Source organism: Bacillus sp. BB081, from assembly GCF_008368895.1.
Classification (GTDB): domain Bacteria; phylum Bacillota; class Bacilli; order Bacillales; family Bacillaceae_G; genus Bacillus_A; species Bacillus_A wiedmannii.
In genome coordinates this window covers 25,849-44,641 of the sequence record NZ_QOZX01000002.1, presented here as the reverse complement: position 1 = coordinate 44,641, position 18,793 = coordinate 25,849, and the positions used below count along the sequence as shown (strand labels likewise).

General features: G+C 36.6%; 20 protein-coding genes, 1 pseudogene and 2 other annotated features. Of the genes and pseudogenes, 9 read left to right on the top strand and 12 right to left on the bottom strand.

Translation table 11 applies throughout. The features are described 5' to 3' along the window. Positions 1-14: 14 nt before the first annotated feature. From polX to zapA, 3 genes are read right to left on the bottom strand one after another with little or no spacing between them, the layout of a single operon-like run. Positions 15-1,733 (bottom strand): DNA polymerase/3'-5' exonuclease PolX, encoded by a 1,719-nt coding sequence (polX, locus tag DN394_RS00335; protein ID WP_149293507.1) that lies wholly within the window; start codon positions 1,731-1,733, stop codon positions 15-17. 55 nt (positions 1,734-1,788) lie between these two features. Further along, positions 1,789-2,328: a CvpA family protein gene (locus tag DN394_RS00330; RefSeq protein WP_000565411.1), complete on the bottom strand. Its 540-nt coding sequence runs from the start codon at positions 2,326-2,328 to the stop codon at positions 1,789-1,791. 1 nt (position 2,329) lies between these two features. After that, complete coding sequence (gene zapA / locus DN394_RS00325) at positions 2,330-2,599, bottom strand: cell division protein ZapA (RefSeq protein WP_000082701.1); 270 nt, start codon at positions 2,597-2,599, stop codon at positions 2,330-2,332. Between the two features lie 124 nt (positions 2,600-2,723). Here zapA and rnhC point away from each other — a divergent pair, with 124 nt between their 5' ends. The 3 genes from rnhC to DN394_RS00310 all read left to right on the top strand — a co-directional run bounded on the left by rnhC (position 2,724) and on the right by DN394_RS00310 (position 4,307). Further along, complete coding sequence (gene rnhC / locus DN394_RS00320; protein WP_097916559.1) at positions 2,724-3,659, top strand: ribonuclease HIII; 936 nt, start codon at positions 2,724-2,726, stop codon at positions 3,657-3,659. 116 nt (positions 3,660-3,775) lie between these two features. After that, positions 3,776-4,045 (top strand): hypothetical protein, encoded by a 270-nt coding sequence (locus tag DN394_RS00315; RefSeq protein ID WP_046958757.1) that lies wholly within the window; start codon positions 3,776-3,778, stop codon positions 4,043-4,045. A 13-nt stretch (positions 4,046-4,058) separates the two neighbouring features. Beyond that, positions 4,059-4,307, top strand: a complete 249-nt coding sequence (locus DN394_RS00310; protein WP_097916557.1) for a hypothetical protein — start codon at positions 4,059-4,061, stop codon at positions 4,305-4,307. A 41-nt stretch (positions 4,308-4,348) separates the two neighbouring features. Here the strand turns inward: DN394_RS00310 and DN394_RS00305 are convergent, their stop codons facing one another. The 5 genes from DN394_RS00305 to DN394_RS00285 form a co-directional block, all read right to left on the bottom strand. Beyond that, a complete protein-coding gene (locus DN394_RS00305; protein ID WP_046958756.1) occupies positions 4,349-4,483 on the bottom strand; it encodes a YuzL family protein in 135 nt (44 codons plus the stop codon). A gap of 99 nt (positions 4,484-4,582) precedes the next feature. Next, a complete protein-coding gene (gene asnS, locus DN394_RS00300) occupies positions 4,583-5,974 on the bottom strand; it encodes an asparagine--tRNA ligase (protein ID WP_000432172.1) in 1,392 nt (463 codons plus the stop codon). 52 nt (positions 5,975-6,026) lie between these two features. Continuing rightward, positions 6,027-6,278: a binding site (T-box leader), on the bottom strand. A gap of 144 nt (positions 6,279-6,422) precedes the next feature. Then, complete coding sequence (pheT, locus tag DN394_RS00295) at positions 6,423-8,843, bottom strand: phenylalanine--tRNA ligase subunit beta (protein WP_097916555.1); 2,421 nt, start codon at positions 8,841-8,843, stop codon at positions 6,423-6,425. A gap of 18 nt (positions 8,844-8,861) precedes the next feature. Then, the gene (gene pheS / locus DN394_RS00290) at positions 8,862-9,896 is read right to left on the bottom strand and encodes a phenylalanine--tRNA ligase subunit alpha (protein ID WP_000388217.1); all 1,035 of its coding nucleotides are present in this window, start codon (positions 9,894-9,896) and stop codon (positions 8,862-8,864) included. A gap of 43 nt (positions 9,897-9,939) precedes the next feature. Then, positions 9,940-10,168 (bottom strand) — a binding site (T-box leader). A 48-nt stretch (positions 10,169-10,216) separates the two neighbouring features. Continuing rightward, positions 10,217-11,014 carry a TrmH family RNA methyltransferase gene (locus tag DN394_RS00285; protein ID WP_137036649.1) on the bottom strand — a complete coding sequence of 266 codons (798 nt, stop codon included), beginning with the start codon at positions 11,012-11,014 and terminating at the stop codon, positions 10,217-10,219. A gap of 82 nt (positions 11,015-11,096) precedes the next feature. On the opposite strand from DN394_RS00285, the gene sspI reads away from it, so the two are divergent. From sspI to DN394_RS00265, 4 genes are all read left to right on the top strand, one after another. Then, the gene (sspI, locus tag DN394_RS00280) at positions 11,097-11,306 is read left to right on the top strand and encodes a small acid-soluble spore protein SspI (protein WP_000009511.1); all 210 of its coding nucleotides are present in this window, start codon (positions 11,097-11,099) and stop codon (positions 11,304-11,306) included. A 178-nt stretch (positions 11,307-11,484) separates the two neighbouring features. Then, positions 11,485-12,042: an HD domain-containing protein gene (locus tag DN394_RS00275; protein ID WP_097916553.1), complete on the top strand. Its 558-nt coding sequence runs from the start codon at positions 11,485-11,487 to the stop codon at positions 12,040-12,042. 139 nt (positions 12,043-12,181) lie between these two features. Then, positions 12,182-12,895 carry a CPBP family intramembrane glutamic endopeptidase gene (locus DN394_RS00270; RefSeq protein ID WP_097916551.1) on the top strand — a complete coding sequence of 238 codons (714 nt, stop codon included), beginning with the start codon at positions 12,182-12,184 and terminating at the stop codon, positions 12,893-12,895. Between the two features lie 247 nt (positions 12,896-13,142). Beyond that, a complete protein-coding gene (locus DN394_RS00265; RefSeq protein ID WP_087982293.1) occupies positions 13,143-13,814 on the top strand; it encodes a CPBP family intramembrane glutamic endopeptidase in 672 nt (223 codons plus the stop codon). A 159-nt stretch (positions 13,815-13,973) separates the two neighbouring features. Here the strand turns inward: DN394_RS00265 and DN394_RS00260 are convergent, their stop codons facing one another. Beyond that, the gene (locus DN394_RS00260) at positions 13,974-14,999 is read right to left on the bottom strand and encodes a DUF4179 domain-containing protein (protein ID WP_149293506.1); all 1,026 of its coding nucleotides are present in this window, start codon (positions 14,997-14,999) and stop codon (positions 13,974-13,976) included. A 21-nt stretch (positions 15,000-15,020) separates the two neighbouring features. Then, positions 15,021-15,563, bottom strand: coding sequence for a sigma-70 family RNA polymerase sigma factor (locus DN394_RS00255; protein WP_098705143.1), 543 nt, complete (start codon positions 15,561-15,563; stop codon positions 15,021-15,023). 141 nt (positions 15,564-15,704) lie between these two features. Here DN394_RS00255 and DN394_RS00250 point away from each other — a divergent pair. Continuing rightward, a pseudogene (locus DN394_RS00250) lies at positions 15,705-15,782 on the top strand (DNA-binding protein); the annotation flags it as partial. Between the two features lie 155 nt (positions 15,783-15,937). Beyond that, on the top strand, positions 15,938-16,219 hold the full coding sequence (locus tag DN394_RS00245; protein WP_241775810.1) for an ammonia permease: 282 nt from the start codon (positions 15,938-15,940) through the stop codon (positions 16,217-16,219). 20 nt (positions 16,220-16,239) lie between these two features. On the opposite strand, the gene DN394_RS00240 is transcribed toward DN394_RS00245, so the two are convergent. Both DN394_RS00240 and DN394_RS00235 read right to left on the bottom strand, forming a co-directional pair. Next, on the bottom strand, positions 16,240-18,039 hold the full coding sequence (locus DN394_RS00240; protein ID WP_046956237.1) for a DHA2 family efflux MFS transporter permease subunit: 1,800 nt from the start codon (positions 18,037-18,039) through the stop codon (positions 16,240-16,242). Positions 18,040-18,051: 12 nt separating this feature from the next. Further along, entirely contained in the window at positions 18,052-18,705 is a 654-nt protein-coding gene (locus DN394_RS00235; protein WP_097916547.1) for an HlyD family secretion protein, read from the bottom strand. Positions 18,706-18,793: the final 88 nt, after the last annotated feature.

The following is an 18,793-nucleotide window of genomic DNA, read 5'->3' as shown; positions in this document are numbered from 1 at the left end:
AGGTCCCCCTTGTGTTACTTATTACGTTTAATATAGTCTAATAAACGTTCGATATCCCACGTGTTAATCACGTTATCTTTTTGAATCCAACCTTTACGTGCTGCGGCTACACCTGTTTCCATATCTTCTAACATTTCAAGCGTATGAGCATCCGTATTAATCGCTACTTTTACACCAGCATCTTGTGCTTGTTTTAATAATTTCGCGCTTAAATCTAGACGATTTGGATTCGCATTTAATTCTAAAACTGTATTTGTCTCTTTTGCGAGTTCAATTAATAAATCTGTATCTACATCGTAACCCTCACGACGCCCAAGAAGGCGTCCTGTCGGATGGGCAATCATTGTGACATGCTTATTCTCCAGCGCAGCACGAAGACGTTTCATAATCGTTTCACGGTCTTGTGAGAAGCTAGAGTGAATCGCTCCAATGACATAATCTAATTCTGCTAATACTTCATCATCAAAATCAAGTGTTGCATCTGGTAAAATGTCCATTTCAATTCCGCGTAAAATTGTAATGTCTGGATACTTTTCGTTCATACGTTCAATTTCTTTCGCTTGTTCACGAAGGCGCTCTTTCGTTAAACCATTCGCTACTTTTAAGTATTGTGAATGGTCGGTAATTGCCATAAATTTATAACCACGAGCACGACATGCCTGTACCATTTCCTCAATCGAAAAGGCACCGTCACTCCACGTTGTATGCATATGTAAATCACCTTGTATATCAGAGAACTGAATTAAGTTCGGATACTCTTTAATTAATTCAATTTCTTTTCCATCTTCACGCACTTCTGGTGGAATGAATGGAAGACCGAAATGAGCGAAGAACTCCTCTTCTGTTTCAAATGTTCTCACTTCACCTGTTTCTAAGTTTTCTACACCGTATTCACTAATTTTCTCGCCTCTATCTTTGGCGATTTGGCGCATTTTTACGTTATGGTCTTTTGATCCAGTGAAATGGTGAAGGGTTGTAATAAATTCTTCAGGTTTTACTAAACGGAAATCGATTGAAATATCATATTCATATTGAAGACGAACAGAAACTTTCGTATCTCCACTTGCGATTACTTCAATCATATTATCGAATTGCAGTAAATGCTCACGTACTGCAGCTGGTTCTGACGTTGCAATGATAAAGTCTAAATCTTTAACTGTTTCACGAACACGGCGCAAACTACCAGCGCGCGAGAAACGAATTACTTCAGCAATATTCGACAATTTCTCCTCTATTTCCCCGGCAATAGGCAATACCATTGCGATTGGTAAACGCTCTGGACGAGATCCTACTTGATCGATTGCTTCTAATATTTTCTCTTCTGTCTTCTTACCGAAACCTGCTAAAGCTTGTACTTTATTTTCCTCACAAACCGCTTTTAGCGATTCCATATCAACAACACCAAGTTCTTTATATAACTTAGCTACCTTTTTACCACCAAGGCTTGGTAATTTTAATAACGGTAATAAGCTACTTGGCACTTCTTTTTCAAGCTCTTGTAATACTTCAGATGTTCCCGATTCTATATATTCTTGAATAACTGCCGCTGTTCCTTTTCCAATTCCCGGAATCTTCGTGAAATCTTCAATTTCAGAAAGACTGCGATCGTCACTTTCTAACGCTGCTGCCGCTTTACGAAATGCAGATATTTTAAATGGATTTGCGCCCTTTAGTTCCATAAACAGACCGATTGTCTCTAATAATTTAATAACTTGTTTTTTATTTACTTTCATCATTGCCCCGCCTTTCTTTCATAGAAAAAAACTCCTCTTTCCGAAAAAAGAGAAGTTATACTCTGCTACCTGTCTGCCATAGTTCCTTCACCTTTTCAGAAAGAATCGGTGTATCGTCTACAATTATTTTGCTAATTGATGATTTTTGTAATGGTGTTTGTATTTGTTCAATTGGAAGAATGTTTCCAACGATAATTAAAACAAACAAAATAATATATACTTCTAAAAATCCGAGGATTGCCCCCGCAAACGCATTGACTTGCTTTAAAACCGGTATTTCTGCAAACATATTTAACAAATTACCAAGTAATGAAAGTGCAATTTTTGTAATAATAAACAATATGATAAACGCAAGCGCTTGATAAAATACTGTCTCAATATTATTTGCATCAATCCATTCTGGAACAGATACGTTTTTATCAAATGGATACGGAATAAATTTCGCAAGTGCTGGCGCTAAATCTTTACAGTACCAGTATGCAACAAGGTATGCGATAATAAAGCTTGTTAACTTTACAAGTTGCAGAATAAACCCTCTGCGTAAGCCGAGGAAAAATCCCATAACAAGCAGTAAAATGATAATAATATCAATCATGTTATTCCATTCCTTTTTTTGTCATACTTTCTTTCAATTTCTCATGTTCTTCTTTTAATTTTATGTAATCGTGTATGACGTTTACCGCCGTCAATACCGCTAGTCTACTCGTGTCAAGCGAAGGATTCTTGGCATTGAGTTCGCGCATTTTATCATCCACAATCGCTGCTACCATGCGGATATGACTTGTACTTTCATCGCCAACAACTGAATATTGTTGACCATAGATTTCTACATTAATTCGACTTTTCTTTCCCTTTTGTTGTGACAACTCACCGGCCTCCAATCACGTACAGAATCCTAAAGTTTATCATACCATGAACCATCATATTATGGAAACAGAAAGAACAATCCGATATGATAAAAATAACAATATAAAAAAAGGGGCGACCACTATGTCAAATTCTATCGTAATTCAAACAAATTCTACAGTAATTGAAGACATGAAACAACAATACAAACAGGCACTTAGCCCAAAAACCCCACAAGGCGGAATCTTCATGGCAAAGGTGCCGTCTTGCACCATTACAGCTTATAAATCTGGAAAAGTAATGTTCCAAGGTGGCCGTGCTGAAGCAGAAGCTTCTCGTTGGCAAACTGTCTCTCAAACACCGAAAACAGCTGTAAAAAAATCTGTCGATTCACACCGTTATGCACCCCCTGCTTCCATCGGTACAATGTCTATCGTAGGGTCAGATGAAGTTGGTACTGGTGATTTCTTCGGACCGATGACAGTAGTTGCTGTATATGTGGATGCGAAGCAAATCCCACTGTTAAAAGAACTTGGTGTAAAAGACTCTAAAAACTTAAATGACGATCAAATTACTGCCATTGCAAAACAACTTCTACACGTTGTTCCTTACAGCTCTCTTGTCCTTCATAATGAAAAATATAACGAGCTATTTGATAAAGGAAACAACCAAGGTAAGTTAAAAGCTTTACTGCATAATAAAGCTATTACAAACTTATTAGCTAAAATTGCACCTACAAAACCTGAAGGCGTCTTAATCGATCAATTCACACAACCTGATACATACTACAAATATTTAGCAAAGCAAAAGCAGGTACAGCGTGAAAATGTTTACTTCGCGACGAAAGGCGAAAGCGTCCATTTAGCAGTAGCCGCTGCTTCTATTTTAGCTCGTTACTCATTCGTAAAACAGTTCGACGAACTAAGCAAAAAAGCTGGTATGCCACTTCCAAAAGGTGCCGGTAAACAAGTCGATATCGCCGCTGCTAAATTAATTCAAAAGCTTGGTAAAGAACGCTTACCTGAGTTTGTAAAAATGCATTTCGCTAATAGGGAAAAGGCGCTTCGCTTATTAAAATAGTATCGACAAAAACAGGAGCCTACAAACTCCTGTTTTTTTGTTTCCCCTACTATTATCCTTATAATTTTGTTACAATTAAAATATGCAAATTATTCCAACATAGGAGGAGATTCCCATTGCTACTTCTACAAATGATTCTAAATATTTTACTAGGCGATCCACACGAAAGACAGTTCGAAATTAGAGAAAACATTCAGCTACTAAGTGAACAACGAGAGTTCAACGATTTAATAGAGCGTTATGGCCGGTCTTTCTTATTAAACTTTCGGATTCGAAGATTTATCGGGAAACACGATGCCCGCTTGTTAATACATAATCCAGTAAAACTACAACACTTCTGTGAGGAACTTGAGTTTATGATTAGAAGAAAAGGATTGTTTACATAAGGAGGGAATTCATATGAACGCTGTAAAAGTTAAAAAGTTATTATATGTTTTCGTACACCTCGTGGGCCCGCTTTCTTACCTCACTATTTCTACCATTTGGGGAGCTTTTTTCACTACTAAATCCACATTTGGAAATATATCTGATAATCTTGGTGTGATGGCCATCTACTACGTGCTCATGAGCTTACTATGGTTTTTCTATTTAGATCGATTAGACAAAGATGTAGATAACATTACAAAAGAGATCAATAATAAGATATAATACATAAAAAAGGAGAGCCGCCAAGACTCTCCTTTTTTATGTTAGCTTCGTTTCTGCTTCTTATTTGATGAAGATACTTTATAAGAACCTGTTTCATGTGTCGTCGTTCCTTGTCCTTCTACTTCTGGAGAACCAAGGCTTGATCTTGAATGATCTTTTTTTACTTTTTTACTCATTTATATTCACCCCTTCGCGTTACTTTTTGCTACGGGAGAATAAACTATACAATATACAAAATAAAAAAGCGAGAGGAAACCCTCTCGCTTTTTCATATCTTAAAACTCAGAAGAACCTGGAGTTCTTGGGAATGGAATTACGTCACGGATGTTAGCCATGCCAGTGATGTACATTAGGAAGCGCTCGAAACCTAGACCGAATCCAGCGTGTTTTGTACCGCCGTATTTTCTAAGTTCTAAGTACCACCAGTAGTCCTCTTCGTTCATACCTAATTCTTTAATTCTGTCTACTAAAACGTCCATTCTTTCTTCACGTTGACTTCCGCCGATTAATTCGCCGATGCCAGGAACTAGAAGGTCAGTAGCAGCTACTGTTTTTCCATCTTCATTCATACGCATGTAGAACGCTTTAATGTCTTTTGGATAGTCTGTTACGAATACAGGGCGTTTGAAAATTTCTTCTGATAAGTATCTTTCGTGCTCTGTTTGTAAGTCAATACCCCATTCTACTGGGTATTTGAAGTCAGCACCTGACTCTTGAAGCACTTTAATTGCTTCTGTATATGTGATACGACCGAAGTCAGAGTTGATTACGTTGTTCATGCGCTCAAGAACTGTTTTATCAACGAAGCTGTTGAAGAATTCCATTTCTTCTGGTGCATGCTCTAGTACGTATTTCATTGCATATTTCAGCATATCTTCTGTAAGATCCATTACGTCGCCTAATTCAGCGAATGCAATCTCCGGCTCAACCATCCAGAACTCAGCTGCATGACGAGTTGTGTTTGAATTTTCTGCACGGAATGTGGGTCCGAATGTGTATACGTCACGGAATGCTAATGCATAAGCTTCAGCGTTCAGCTGTCCACTTACTGTTAAGTTTGTTTCTTTGCCGAAGAAGTCTTTTGATTCATCAACTTGTCCGTCTTCACCTTTTGGTACGTTGTTTAAATCTTGCGTTGTTACGCGGAACATTTCGCCTGCACCTTCTGTATCACTACCAGTGATGATTGGTGTATGAACATGTACGAATCCACGCTCTTGGAAGAACTGGTGAATCGCAAATGCTGCGACAGAACGTACACGGAACGTTGCAGAGAATGCATTTGTTCTTGGACGTAAGTGAGCGATTGTACGTAAGTATTCAAACGTGTGACGTTTCTTTTGAAGTGGGTAATCAGAATCTGATAAGCCCTCGATATCAATTTTTTCTGCTTTAATTTCAAATGGTTGCTTCGCTCCAGGCGTTGCAATTACTGTACCTTCTACTTTAACTGAAGAGCTAAGTGGAAGTTTTGCAATTTCTTTGAAGTTTTCTAACTCTGTATCGAAAACGATTTGAACGCTTTTGAAAAAGCTACCGTCGTTTAATTCGATGAAACCAAATGCTTTTGAATCACGTAAGTTACGAATCCACCCTGATACTTGTACTGTTTGACCTGCGTATTTATCTGTATCTCTATACAGACTTTTTACTAATGTGTTTTCCATAGTGAAATTCTCCTTTGCACATATATTTAAATACAAAAAAACCTTTCATCCATAAAGGGACGAAAGGTTAAACTTCGCGGTACCACCCAATTTGTCATAAAGACCAACTTTAACTCGTATGTAATACATACTTCCCGGTTTGTAACAGGCCGGATTCCCGTCTAAGTCTACTCTTGAATACAAGATTCAATTTCGGTTAGCAACTCCAAGGTGTTCTTCACATATACCGCCTCATCAGGCTCTCACCGTCCCTGACTCGCTTTGGATTATAGTATATACTACTTTTCCTTATCATCGTCTTTCATTTTGTTAAACTAAAATTAATGTACTACATTCGAGAGAAAGATGCAAGATACCAAAAAATATATCAGCGATTTTTGTAATATATCGATTTTCCGACAATCGTGCCATAAAAAAAAATTGCCGGACTTAATCCGGCAATCTTTTATTACTTACGTAACTCCGCACCAAATTTCTCTTCTACCGTTGTTAATACACGGTTATGTGCTTCTGTTACTTCTTCGTCTGTTAACGTACGTTCTGCATCGAAGTAGGTCATAGAGAATGCAAGTGACTTCTTGCCTTCTTCCATTTTTTCACCTTCGTATAAGTCGAATAACGTTACGTCTTTCAGAAGTTCTCCGCCAGCTTCAGCAATGACTTGCTTCATTTCGCCAGCTTTTGTTTCTTTTGTTACGACAACAGCCATATCACGTGTCATAGATGGGAAACGTGGAATTGCTGCATAGTAAGTTTCTTCTGCGTCTGCACCAAATACTTTTACAAGAGATAATTCGAATACGAATGTATTTTTCACATCTAATTGTTTTTCTGCTTCTGGGTGCAATTGACCGATGAAACCAATTACTTCGCCATCTAATACGATGTCAGCTGTACGACCTGGGTGCATACCTTCACGTTTTGCTGGTGCATAAGTGATTTGGTTTGCAACGCCAAGTACGTCGAATAATCCTTCTAGTACACCTTTCACAACGAAGAAGTCTACTACTTTCTTCTCACCTTGCCATGCATGGTGAAGAGCAAGTCCTGTCATAACACCTGCAAGATGTTGTTCTTCTTTCGGAAGTTCTCCTACTTCTGTTGGTAAGAAGACAGAACCTACTTCGTATAAAGCAACACTATCGTTTTTGCGTGCCACATTATATGAAACAGCTTCTAGTAATTGCGGTACTAAACTTAAACGAAGTTGGCTACGCTCCTCACTCATTGGAAGTGCAAGGTTTACAGGAGCTTTTTCATTTGGCTCAACCATATATTGCTTCGCTTTATCAGCGCTTGTTAATGAATATGTGATCGCTTCATATAAACCAGCACCCTCTAGGAATCGACGTACTTTACGACGTTTCGTTTGTGCTGATGTTAATTTACCACGAGTCATTGTTCCAGAAGGTAATGTAACTGGAATGTGGTCATAACCGTATAGACGACCCACTTCTTCTACTAAGTCTTCTGAAATTGTAATATCAGGACGACGTGCTGGTACATTCACATGGAATGTTCCTTCTACTTCTGTGAATGGGAATTTCAAGTTTGTGAACATTGTACCCATTTCACTTGCAGGAATATTTGTACCTAATACACGGTTTACTTTTTCAGCAGTAACAGATACTGTATGCTCTTGTACTTGTAAGTTATCAGCTTCTACTACACCTTCAAGTGCTTCTCCGCCAGCGTATTTCGCCATTAAAGCAGCTGCGTGTTGAATTGCTTCAAATGTACGTGTTGGGTCGATTCCTTTTTCAAAACGTGCGCTTGATTCACTGCGAAGACCTAAGTCTTTTGATGTACGGCGCACTGTTTGACCTGCAAAGTATGCAGATTCAATTAAAACGTTTACTGTCTCATTTGTAACTTCAGAATCCGCTCCGCCCATTACACCAGCAACAGCTAAAGCTTTTGTTCCGTTTGTAATTACAAGGTGGTGGCTTTGTAACGTACGCTCTTGATCATCTAACGTTTCAATTTTTTCGCCTTCTTTTGCAAGACGAACAACGATTTCTTTTGAACCTAATTTATCGTAATCGAATGCATGTAACGGTTGACCGTATTCCATTAAAATGTAGTTTGTAATATCAACTACATTGCTAATTGGACGAATGCCAGCTGCCATAAGGCGCGTTTGCATCCACATTGGTGATGGACCAATCTTTACGTTTTTCACCATTTTTGCAATATATAATGGGTTTTCTTCTTTCGCTTCTACACTTACAGAAATGTAATCAGAAGTTTTTTCTGCTGTTTCTTGTAAGCTGATAGCTGGAAGTTTTACTTCACGGCCATAAATAGCAGCGACTTCATATGCAACACCTAACATGTTTAAGCAATCTGCACGGTTTGGTGTTAAACCAAGCTCAAGTACTTCATCATGTAAATTTAAAATTTCAAGTGCGTCTGCACCAACTTCAGCGTCACTCGGGAAGATGAAAATACCGTCTGCATATTCTTTTGAAACTAACTTTCCATCAATGCCAAGCTCTTGAAGCGCACAAACCATACCGTGAGAAGCTTCACCACGTAGTTTTGCCTTTTTAATTTTGAAGTTGCCAGGAAGTACAGCACCAACTTTTGCAACTGGTACTTTTAAACCTTTTGCAATGTTAGCAGCTCCACAAATAATTTGAACTGGCTCTTCTTCCCCGATATCGATTAAGCATTTGCTTAACTTATCAGCTTCTGGGTGTTTTTCACATTCTAATACGTGACCTACTACAACACCTTTTACACCTTTATTTAATACTTCAACGCCTTCTACTTCAATACCACTTTTCGTGATTTTGTCTGCTAGTTCTTGTGCTGTTACATCTTTAATATCTACATACTCTTGTAACCAACGATATGATACGAACATACTTATCCTCTCCTTCCCTTACGCTCGTTTGAATTGTTGTAAGAAACGTACATCATTTGTATAGAAATGACGAATGTCATCTACGCCGTATTTCAACATTGCGATACGCTCTGCGCCCATACCGAATGCGAAACCTTGATATTCTTTTGAATCATAACCAGCCATTTCAAGTACGTTCGGATGAACCATACCTGCGCCTAAAATTTCGATCCAGCCAGTTCCTTTACAAGTGCCGCAACCTTTGCCGTGACACATCATACAAGAAATATCCATCTCTACAGATGGCTCTGTGAATGGGAAGAAACTTGGACGAAGACGGATTTCACGATCTTCACCGAACATCTTTTTCACGAATACTTGCAGTGTACCTTTTAAGTCACTCATGCGAATGTTTTTATCAATTACAAGACCTTCAATTTGCATGAACTGGTGTGAATGCGTCGCATCATCGTCATCGCGGCGATACACTTTACCAGGACAAATAATTTTAATTGGGCCTTTTTCTTTATTATTTTCCATCGTACGTGCTTGCACAGAAGATGTATGTGTACGTAGTAACGTTTCTTCTGTAATGTAGAATGTATCTTGCATATCACGCGCTGGGTGATCTTTCGGTAAGTTTAATGCTTCGAAGTTGTAGTAGTCTTTTTCTACTTCTGTTCCTTCAGCTACTTCATAACCCATACCGATGAATACATCTTCAATTTGTTCAACAACAGCTGTTAACGGATGGTGACAACCTGTTTCAACAGGACGACCTGGTAGTGTAACATCAATTGTTTCCGTAGCTAATTTCGCTTCAATTACTGCTTTTTCTAAGTTACCAATTTTGTCGTCTAGACGCGTTTGAATCGCTTCACGTACTTCATTTACTAATGCTCCCATACGTGGACGCTCTTCTGCTGATAATTTTCCCATGCCGCGTAATACTTCTGTAATTGGACCTTTTTTTCCTAAATACGCTACGCGTACGTCGTTTAAGCCCTTTAGCTCTTTCGCTTCTTCAATAAGCTCTAACGCTTTTTGCTTTAGCTCTTTTAAACGTGCTTCCATTTGGAACCCTCCTAATTTTAAAAATAAAAAAACCTCGCTCCCAAAAAGGGACGAGGTAAATTCGCGGTACCACCCTAAATTGACAGACCAGGTCTGCCCACTCATTAGTTATAACGATCAATTCTGACCGGAACGCCTTTACATATATATGGTCCTGGCGTCAACTCCAGAGGTGAATTCACTTCCGTCTACCATAAGAATGCTTTCAGTCTAAGGCATTCTCTCCCTATATGGCGATTTTGTAAGTTACTCTTCTCTATCAACGTTTTTCGTTATTTAACTTTTAATATAATATACTTCAACTTATTATAAGAAGTTTTTTATTTGTTCGCAACTGGGCTTTGTAAATAATACGTTAAAATCCCTGCTGCAACCGCAACATTTAATGATTCTGCCCCGCCGTAAATCGGAATATACAAGTTTTGATCCGTTTTTGCAAGAATTTCTTGGCTTACGCCGCTTCCTTCATTTCCTACAATTAATGCAAAACCACCAGCTGGTGTTACTTCACCATACGGAACTCCATTTTCAAGAGCTGTTCCATATACAGGAACGTTATTTTCTCTTAACTTGTCTACCCACTCTTCTAAGTTCCCTTTTACAACTGGTAAATGGAAAATAGAACCTTGTGTAGAGCGAAGCACTTTACTATTATATGCATCAACGCATCCTTCTCCAAGCACAACAGCATGAATACCAGCTGCATCAGCTGTACGAATAATTGTCCCTAAGTTGCCCGGGTCTTGAAGACCATCTAATAAAAGAAACTTTCCATCTGCAAGAGCTACTTCACTCTCGTGTTTCTCACAAACAGCAAATACCCCTTGCGTCGTTTCTGTTTCACGGAGTACTTTTACGATTGCTTCAGGTACGATATACATTTCCACATCATTAACTGTCCAATCTTTCGGAAGATCTGTCTGATCAGAAACGATAAGTTCTGTTACAACTCCTGCTTTTAAAGCTTCTTCCACTAAGTGGAATCCTTCTACAAAAAATAAACCTTTTTTATCGCGCTCTTTTTTCGTCTGCAGCTTTTTCCACTGCTTCACACGCGGATTTTGCACTGAATCAATGTTTTTCATAATATGTATTTCCCTCTCTTCTTGTCTTATCATTATAGCCTATTTTTCATACATATTTACATAAAAAAGAACAAAAACTAACGTCAGTTTCAATTCTGAAGAAGAGGTGAAAATAATGAGTTTTAATTTACGCGGCGCTGTATTAGCGAATGTATCTGGAAATTCACAAGATCAATTACAAGAAACGATTGTCGATGCAATTCAAAGCGGTGAAGAAAAAATGCTTCCAGGTCTTGGCGTTTTATTCGAAGTCATTTGGAAAAATGCTGATGAAAATGAAAAACACGAAATGTTAGGAACACTGGAGCAAGGATTAAAAAAATAAACAATAAAAGGTCACCTTAGAAAAAAACTAAGGTGACCTTTTATGTCTATAAAATTTTTCTTCTCCTAAACATTTCTACTTTACTAACGCTACCCAGATGGAGTACAATGTTCAAAATACATTTAAACCGATCGATTTTTCTTCATATACATCATTAGATAAAAGGAGTGAATGTTTTATGCAACGTATTACGCTTGAACAAGTTTTTAAACATCACATTACACAAAAATATGTAAACCGTTCTGGAATGGTCCACGCGATTGCTGTCGCTTACCATGCGTTTCACTTAGCGAAAAAGCATCATGCCTCAGTCGATGCTGCAACAAAAGCTGGTTTCCTTCATGATATCGGACATCACACATGGTACAGTGAGGGAGAATGGGATTATGACTTGTATAAAAAGAATGATATACATGCGATTAAAGGAGCAGAAAGAGCTCATAAATTGCTTATTAGATTAGGAGAACATCCGAAACTAGCAAAAGAAATTTCTATCGCGATTCTTCTTCATACAGATTCTTTCTTAGTACAGCAAGAAATTGAAAGAACATCTCTTCAAAGTATTATTAAATGGGCAGACGAAGCAGATGAAGAACCGGGCGGAGCGCATCATTATAGAACGATTTCTTATGAAAAAGCATTAAAAGCTATTCAGCAGTTAGATCGATTGGTAGAGCGTGAATTGCAAATAGAGCAATCAAAATCGAATAACAAGGCAGAACATAGTTATCAATGAGAAAGAGGCATCACTATAGGGTGATACCTCTTTTATTATTTTATGGAAAATACACCTTTATATGTAATATTTTAATGTTACACTCGAAAACAAAATACTTCATAATTAAATATACAAATATAAAGAGGTGATTTTATAAATGCAACCCGCTATACAACTTTCTAATGAACAGAAATACTCTATGTCATGGGGACAATTTATTAGCTCCGTTTTATTCGCTTTTTTCGGAACCGGACTTATCACTGTGTTCCTCGCAATGCCCTTAACAATTTATACAGCCGGTCTTACAGATAAAAAACAAATTGCCCTGTATGAATCTATTGCAAATACTGCAAGTATCGTATTACAACTAGCCGTGTTGTTATTCTTCATTTTTAAATTCGAACCCGCAAAAAAATTACTACTAAAATCTTTTAACTTTAAAGCACTTAAAGAATGGCGTACATACGTATACTTACTTCTTTTCTTCACTATAAATATTTTACTCAATTACATCTTGTTAAATTATATGTTCCAAGACGCAACAAAGCAGCAATCTTCTGCACTTAACTTAGATGTTTTCAAGCAGTATCAAATATTATTACTTCTCGGCTTCGCAATACTTACACCAATTTTTGAAGAGCTGATTTTCCGTGGTTTTATACTCCGCTTCTTCTCAGAACGCTTTCCATTTTGGATTGCAGCTATCGTAACAAGCTTCTTCTTCGGTATCGCTCATACATACTCACTTGGCGTAATGGTAATTACTTTCTTCATGGGATTATTAATGGCTATTTTATGTAAAAAAACAAAATCCATTATTCCAGCTATGTTATTTCATATTATGAATAATATGTTGGCATTTTTGAGCTAAAAAGAGGTATCATTGCGATACCTCTTTTTACTCTTTTATCACAACTTCAAACTCTTCCGTTTGCACAGAACATCAATGTAAAATCATTACTGTCTGTAAATATTAGCTTCAAAATATCATTTTTACTACACTGATGACTTTTTTGTATAAACATTCTATAATCTTTATATATAACTATAAAATAAGCAAGGATAGGTGATTCACTATTATACAAGCCACACAACTAACTTACCCACAAAAACACCCTATGTCACTCTCACAATTTCTATTTTCACTCGTTTTTGCGATTTGGGGAACAGGATTTCTAGCCGATCTCTTTATAGGCCTTCCTACCGTTATTTATACAGAAGGTTTAACCGATCCAAAACAAATTGCTTTAACAAAATCACTTACTACTTTTGGGAGGCATTTATTTGTATTGTGCATTTTATTAATTTTAATTTATGCATATAAGCCATTAAGAAATTTAATTGTCCCAACACTAAACTTTACAGCATTAAAAAAAGTAAGCACATACATCTATATCATTCTTTTTTACGGACTATATATTGTTAATGACATATTTATAATTAGTAATCTTTTCCCTGATGCGGTAAAAGAGCAATCATCCACTTTAAACCTAGAAATGTTAAAACAATACAAACTAGTATTGCTACTAGGTACTGCTATATTTGTACCTATTTTTGAAGAACTTATATTCCGTGGTATTATTCTTCACTTCCTACAACAGCGCTTCCCTTTTTGGATTGCAGCACTTGGGTCTAGCTTTCTCTTCGGAATAGGTCATATGTACTCAACTGGTGTGATGTTTAGCATGTTCATACTAGGTCTATTTATGGCTATTTTATGTAAAAGAACAAATTCCATTATTCCAGCTATTTTATTACACATGCTGAATAATACCATTGCATTGTTATAAAACTTCCATCAGTAGTGGATTCTTTATCCTACACTGATTACTTCTTACTTAAAAATCAAATTTATTAGCGACACCCCAATTCCAGCTATGTTATTTCATATTCTGAATAATATGTTGGCATTTTTGAGCTAAAAAGAGGTATCATCACGATACCTCTCTTTACTCTTTTATAACAACTTCAAACTCTTCTTCCGTTAACACTTTTCGATAATTCGTTTTCTTTTCTCCCTCTTCACCAGAAGTTAGGACAGGTGTCAGTATAATTTTCGTTACATTATCCTCTAGTTTTTCAAACCGCCAATAACTATTTTTCGATAGTGTAAGGCCTGAATGTGGTATTAACTCTTTTCCCTCTTGATCTTTCGCGATAAATTTCACCTCTAATTTCGTTCCATTCAACATCTTATAGTTCAACTTCGCAGATATAGGAGAAACTTTTAAATCTTCCACTTCTATTTTTTGGCCATTTTCTAATTTAAAATGCTTATGGATTGGAATTGTTTTCGTTTCAGCTTTTATTTTGTCTCCAGACACTTTGAAGGAAAAGCCCCATTCTCCTTTCCATGTTGAATTGCCCTCTTTTAAAGAAATATCCCTATATACAACTTGTACATCACATTCTCCACGAATTTCTAGAGGATTCATTTCATCATCTTTTAAATCTATATTTGAGAAAAATGTATACGTGTACTCATTTATTTTCTTGTCTCCACCACTACCACTGCCATTTAACTGTTTTCCATTTATATAAATATCAGGACTAGGATAAGAACCCTCTAAATTGATTCGACTAGACTTAAACGTACTATTAACAATAATCTGCCCTTCATCTATCATCACTTCATCTAACCGTACTTCTACACCGTTATCATAAACTGTTTGTCCTATTGTCGTTTTATATTCTTTTAAAGGTTCCCCTCTACTGTTTACGTAGTCTTCCATTTTACTTCCGATTAACGGTATATCCGCAATCATCCTTCTCATATCTACAGTCATCATCATAATAAATAATGCCGCAGCCGATGTTACAATCGCTACATTCCGTTTCGTATGAGCTTTGTTCTTGTTTATTTTTTTACGAACTCGCTTTTTTATTTTCTGTTTCTCTATGTGAGTTAAGTTAACCTCTTCATATTCATTCTCATCCATTTTCATATCATTTAACATTTCATATGGATCTTTCATTTTCTTCACCTCTTTTCTTATTTATTTCATCCGGTTATGTAAAAATAATGACCTTAACTTCTTCCGTCCTCTCGATAGACGATTGTATATAAAAGAAGTTTTCACTCCCATTTTCTCTGCAATATTTTCTACACTATCTTCTTCCACATAATGCTTCATAAAGATTTCTTTATCGTTCTTCTTTAAATGATCTAATATATGTTCCATATCATTACTAATTTCATTTTTAGTCGTATCGGTATGCATCGCTATTTCACCTATTTGATCTAACCCTTTTTCATTTACTGTTTTCGCATATTTCCTCGCATAATCGATAGATTTGTATTTTGTAATAGCCGCGATCCAATTTTTCAAAGTATTTTTCTCTTCATCATACTTTTCAATATGATTCCAAATCGCTAATAAGACATCATCCATACATTCCTCTTGTACATCTTGAAACGAAGCTAAATGCTTCTGAATAATACTTTTTATAAGTCCACCGTACTGGTCGATAATAAAGTATAATGCTTTTTCATTCCTTTTCCTTAGCTGCATTGCAACGTTCTCTTCTGTAATTTTCATATGCACCCTCCTCTCTAACGTTCTCTATATCTATTAATTCGTATCATTACTTCTCACTTCTATCAATTTATACATATTTATTAATAATATCCAAAATAAACCTTCTGTAGTAAAAACTGATTACATAGAAGGAGACTATATATGTTGAGCTTACTTTGGGTTGTTTATATGCCACTTCTTGTTTTATGCGGATTTTTCGCTGGTATATTAGGGGTTATCTTCTGATTACCCATGACTGTAGGTGATTCATACTATATATAATATTTTTTAGAAACGCATAAATCGGAGGTAATACAAAAGTGTTCGGAATATTAACTTGGATGGTTTTCGCTCTTACTTTGATGTTATGCGACTTCATCGTTGGCATTTTTTAAATTATTGCTGGTATTAAATGTCGTAACTCACTTACTATTATGGCTGGTTTCATTAGCATATCGCTTATTGTTGTTCCTATCATTTGTATAGGTTATGGAATAGATCTAGAGGGGATGGTTCCAATTTCAGGAACTTTATATTGGAGTTTTTTCTCTTTAGCCGGACTATTAGCTATTATAAGCGGAAGACAAATATCAAGTATTCGTGCTATGGGGACGCTTTTGTTTATAACAGGATTATGCTCTGTGAGTGGTTGTCACCTTTTATATCTCACTCTTTAAAAGACAAAAAAGCAGGGAAATTAATTCCCTGCTTTTCTATTTGATTTATTGCCTGACGGTAAGAAGAACGATAACACCCAAGCAATCCCTGCGAGTATCGTTGCAATTAAGAAGGCATCGTTAATACCGTTAATTGCAGATAGCTTTGAAATTTGTCCAAATAATAGTTGCGTGCTCATCGCATCTCCTGCTTGCGCTGATCCAGCAATAGCTGCTAAACTTTGCCCCATGCCGTGTACTTTATCAACTAAAATTGGGTTTGACGTTGTTAACATGTTGCCGTAATCTGCTACGTGAGCAGTCGTTTGTTGCGTCATAAGTGTAATTAATATCGCTGTTCCAATTGAACCAGCTACTTGTCTTGACGTATTTTGCGTTGCTGTACCGTGAGAAATTAATTTCATCGGCAGTGCGTTCATACCTGCTGTCATAATTGGCATCATAATGAATGACATACCAATCGAACGTATAATATAATCCGTCATAATAACGCTATACGGTGTATCCATCGATAACGTTGTGAATTCATATGTCGCAAACGTTGTAATGGCTAAACCGACAATTGCTAACGGACGAATACCATACTTATCAAATAGTTTACCTGCAATAGGTCCCATGATCCCCATAATTAATGATCCTGGCAGTAGTAATAAACCTGATTCTATCGGTGTGAAACCGCGAATGTTTTGCAGATATACCGGAAGTAATAACATACCTCCGAATAATGCCATCGTAACAATTGCATTAATTACTAAAGTAAAAGTAAATACTGGGTATTTAAACACTTGTAAATCAAGCATTTTATTGTCCGTTGTTAGCTCTCTCCAAATAAATACCGCAATACCTACTACACCAATGATAAGTGAAATAACAACCTCTGCACTAGTCCAACTATTATTTCCTGCTTCACTAAATCCGTACAATAAGCTACCTAGTCCAATACTTGAACTAACAACACCGAATACATCTAACTTCGTTTTAGATACTGGCTGAGCTAGTGTAAAGAATTTTAAAGATAGGAATGTAATAATTAAACCGATAATAAACATCGCATAGAACATTAAGTTCCAGCTATAATTTTCAATCACCCAGCCCGTTACAGTTGGTCCGATAGCTGGTGCTAAAATCATCGCTACACCTAGTAATCCCATCGCTGCTCCGCGCTTATGAGGCGGGAATAATGTCATGAAAATATTCATACCAACCGGCATTAAAATACCTGCACCCACCGCCTGAATAACGCGGCCCGTCATCATCATTGTAAAGTTTCCTGAAATAGCACAAATGATAGATCCTACCGTGAAGAATAACATTGCCGCTACGAATAATTTACGATACGTAAATCGTGAAACTAAAAAGGCACTAATCGGTACTAAAATACCATTTACAAGCATGAAGCCTGTAATTAACCATTGTGCTGTTGAAGTTGATACGTTAAATTCATTCATTAACGGAGGCAATGCAACGTTAATAATTGTTTGGTTTAAAATAGAAACGAACATGCCGAGAATTAATACAGCTACAACTGCTTTTACGTTCACATTTTCTACAGGCGTAGACATTTGTTTTTTCGGCACTTCTTTTTCTTGTTTTACTTCTTCTTGCTTTCCTGTTTCTAACTCAACTACATTAGAAATTTCTGCTTCTTGCTTTCGTTCAATTTCTTTCTCTTCTGTTTCTACCTTACTTACTTCTATTTTATTTACGGCTGGGACTTGTTCTTCTCCCACGTTCGTTTTTTTCTTTCGTAAAAGACGATTTACAAGGAAGAAGACGATTATACAAAATAGTGCATATCCTGCAATTGCAATTGAGGACATCTCATCTCCCCCTTACTTATGAATACGAACTGACACATTCATTCCAGGAACAATATTTACTGATTTACTATGATCTAAAGAAATTTTAACTGGTACTACTTGTGTTACTTTCGTATAGTTCGCTGTTGCGTTGCTTGATGGTAACATAGAGAATGTATTCGCTGTTGTTAATCCAACTTGCTCTACTTTTCCTGATAACGTTGTATCTGGGTATGCATCTACATACACATCTACATCTTGACCTTTTTGTACATCGTCAACATCTGTTTCTTCAATGTTTGCTGTTACCCATAAATTGTTCATATCAAATGCATAAGCAATTGGGCTACCTGCTCCAACGAAAGCATTTGTTGTTGCATTTGATTGTACAATTGTTGCATTTTGTGGAATTGTTACATCTACTGTTTGTTCTCCATTTGCTGCCGCTACAGTAACAGCACCTAATTTATCATTTTCATTGTAATTCTTTCCTACTTCAGCTTTCCAGTCAGTTAATTTACCTGCTACTGGTGATGCAATCGGAATTACCTTTCCATCAATTTTTGCATTTTCTGTTTTTAAATAATTTTCCGTTTGATTGTAATAGTAATAACCGCCAATACCGCCGCCAACTAGTACAATTAATGTGATAATGTTGATAATCACCATTCTTCGAAACTGATTCATTGCATTCCTCTCCTTATATCGCATATAATTTTTTTCTAAACTATTTACGTCCTTATTGTTTAGATTGTTTAATTGTTAATTATATTAA

Bases quoted from the DNA above. Each gene is read 5' to 3' on its own strand.
- DN394_RS00265 (WP_087982293.1), top strand. From the start codon at position 13,143: ATGTCACTCTCACAATTTCTATTTTCACTCGTTTTTGCGATTTGGGGA.
- DN394_RS00235 (WP_097916547.1), bottom strand. From the start codon at position 18,705: ATGAATCAGTTTCGAAGAATGGTGATTATCAACATTATCACATTAATT.
- DN394_RS00285 (WP_137036649.1), bottom strand. From the start codon at position 11,014: ATGATAAGACAAGAAGAGAGGGAAATACATATTATGAAAAACATTGAT.
- asnS (WP_000432172.1), bottom strand. From the start codon at position 5,974: ATGGAAAACACATTAGTAAAAAGTCTGTATAGAGATACAGATAAATAC.
- DN394_RS00260 (WP_149293506.1), bottom strand. From the start codon at position 14,999: ATGAAAGATCCATATGAAATGTTAAATGATATGAAAATGGATGAGAAT.
- pheT (WP_097916555.1), bottom strand. From the start codon at position 8,843: ATGTTCGTATCATATCGTTGGTTACAAGAGTATGTAGATATTAAAGAT.
- DN394_RS00255 (WP_098705143.1), bottom strand. From the start codon at position 15,563: ATGAAAATTACAGAAGAGAACGTTGCAATGCAGCTAAGGAAAAGGAAT.
- DN394_RS00310 (WP_097916557.1), top strand. From the start codon at position 4,059: ATGAACGCTGTAAAAGTTAAAAAGTTATTATATGTTTTCGTACACCTC.
- DN394_RS00270 (WP_097916551.1), top strand. From the start codon at position 12,182: ATGCAACCCGCTATACAACTTTCTAATGAACAGAAATACTCTATGTCA.
- pheS (WP_000388217.1), bottom strand. From the start codon at position 9,896: ATGGAAGCACGTTTAAAAGAGCTAAAGCAAAAAGCGTTAGAGCTTATT.
- DN394_RS00330 (WP_000565411.1), bottom strand. From the start codon at position 2,328: ATGATTGATATTATTATCATTTTACTGCTTGTTATGGGATTTTTCCTC.
- DN394_RS00275 (WP_097916553.1), top strand. From the start codon at position 11,485: ATGCAACGTATTACGCTTGAACAAGTTTTTAAACATCACATTACACAA.
- polX (WP_149293507.1), bottom strand. From the start codon at position 1,733: ATGAAAGTAAATAAAAAACAAGTTATTAAATTATTAGAGACAATCGGT.
- rnhC (WP_097916559.1), top strand. From the start codon at position 2,724: ATGTCAAATTCTATCGTAATTCAAACAAATTCTACAGTAATTGAAGAC.
- DN394_RS00240 (WP_046956237.1), bottom strand. From the start codon at position 18,039: ATGTCCTCAATTGCAATTGCAGGATATGCACTATTTTGTATAATCGTC.
- sspI (WP_000009511.1), top strand. From the start codon at position 11,097: ATGAGTTTTAATTTACGCGGCGCTGTATTAGCGAATGTATCTGGAAAT.
- DN394_RS00305 (WP_046958756.1), bottom strand. From the start codon at position 4,483: ATGAGTAAAAAAGTAAAAAAAGATCATTCAAGATCAAGCCTTGGTTCT.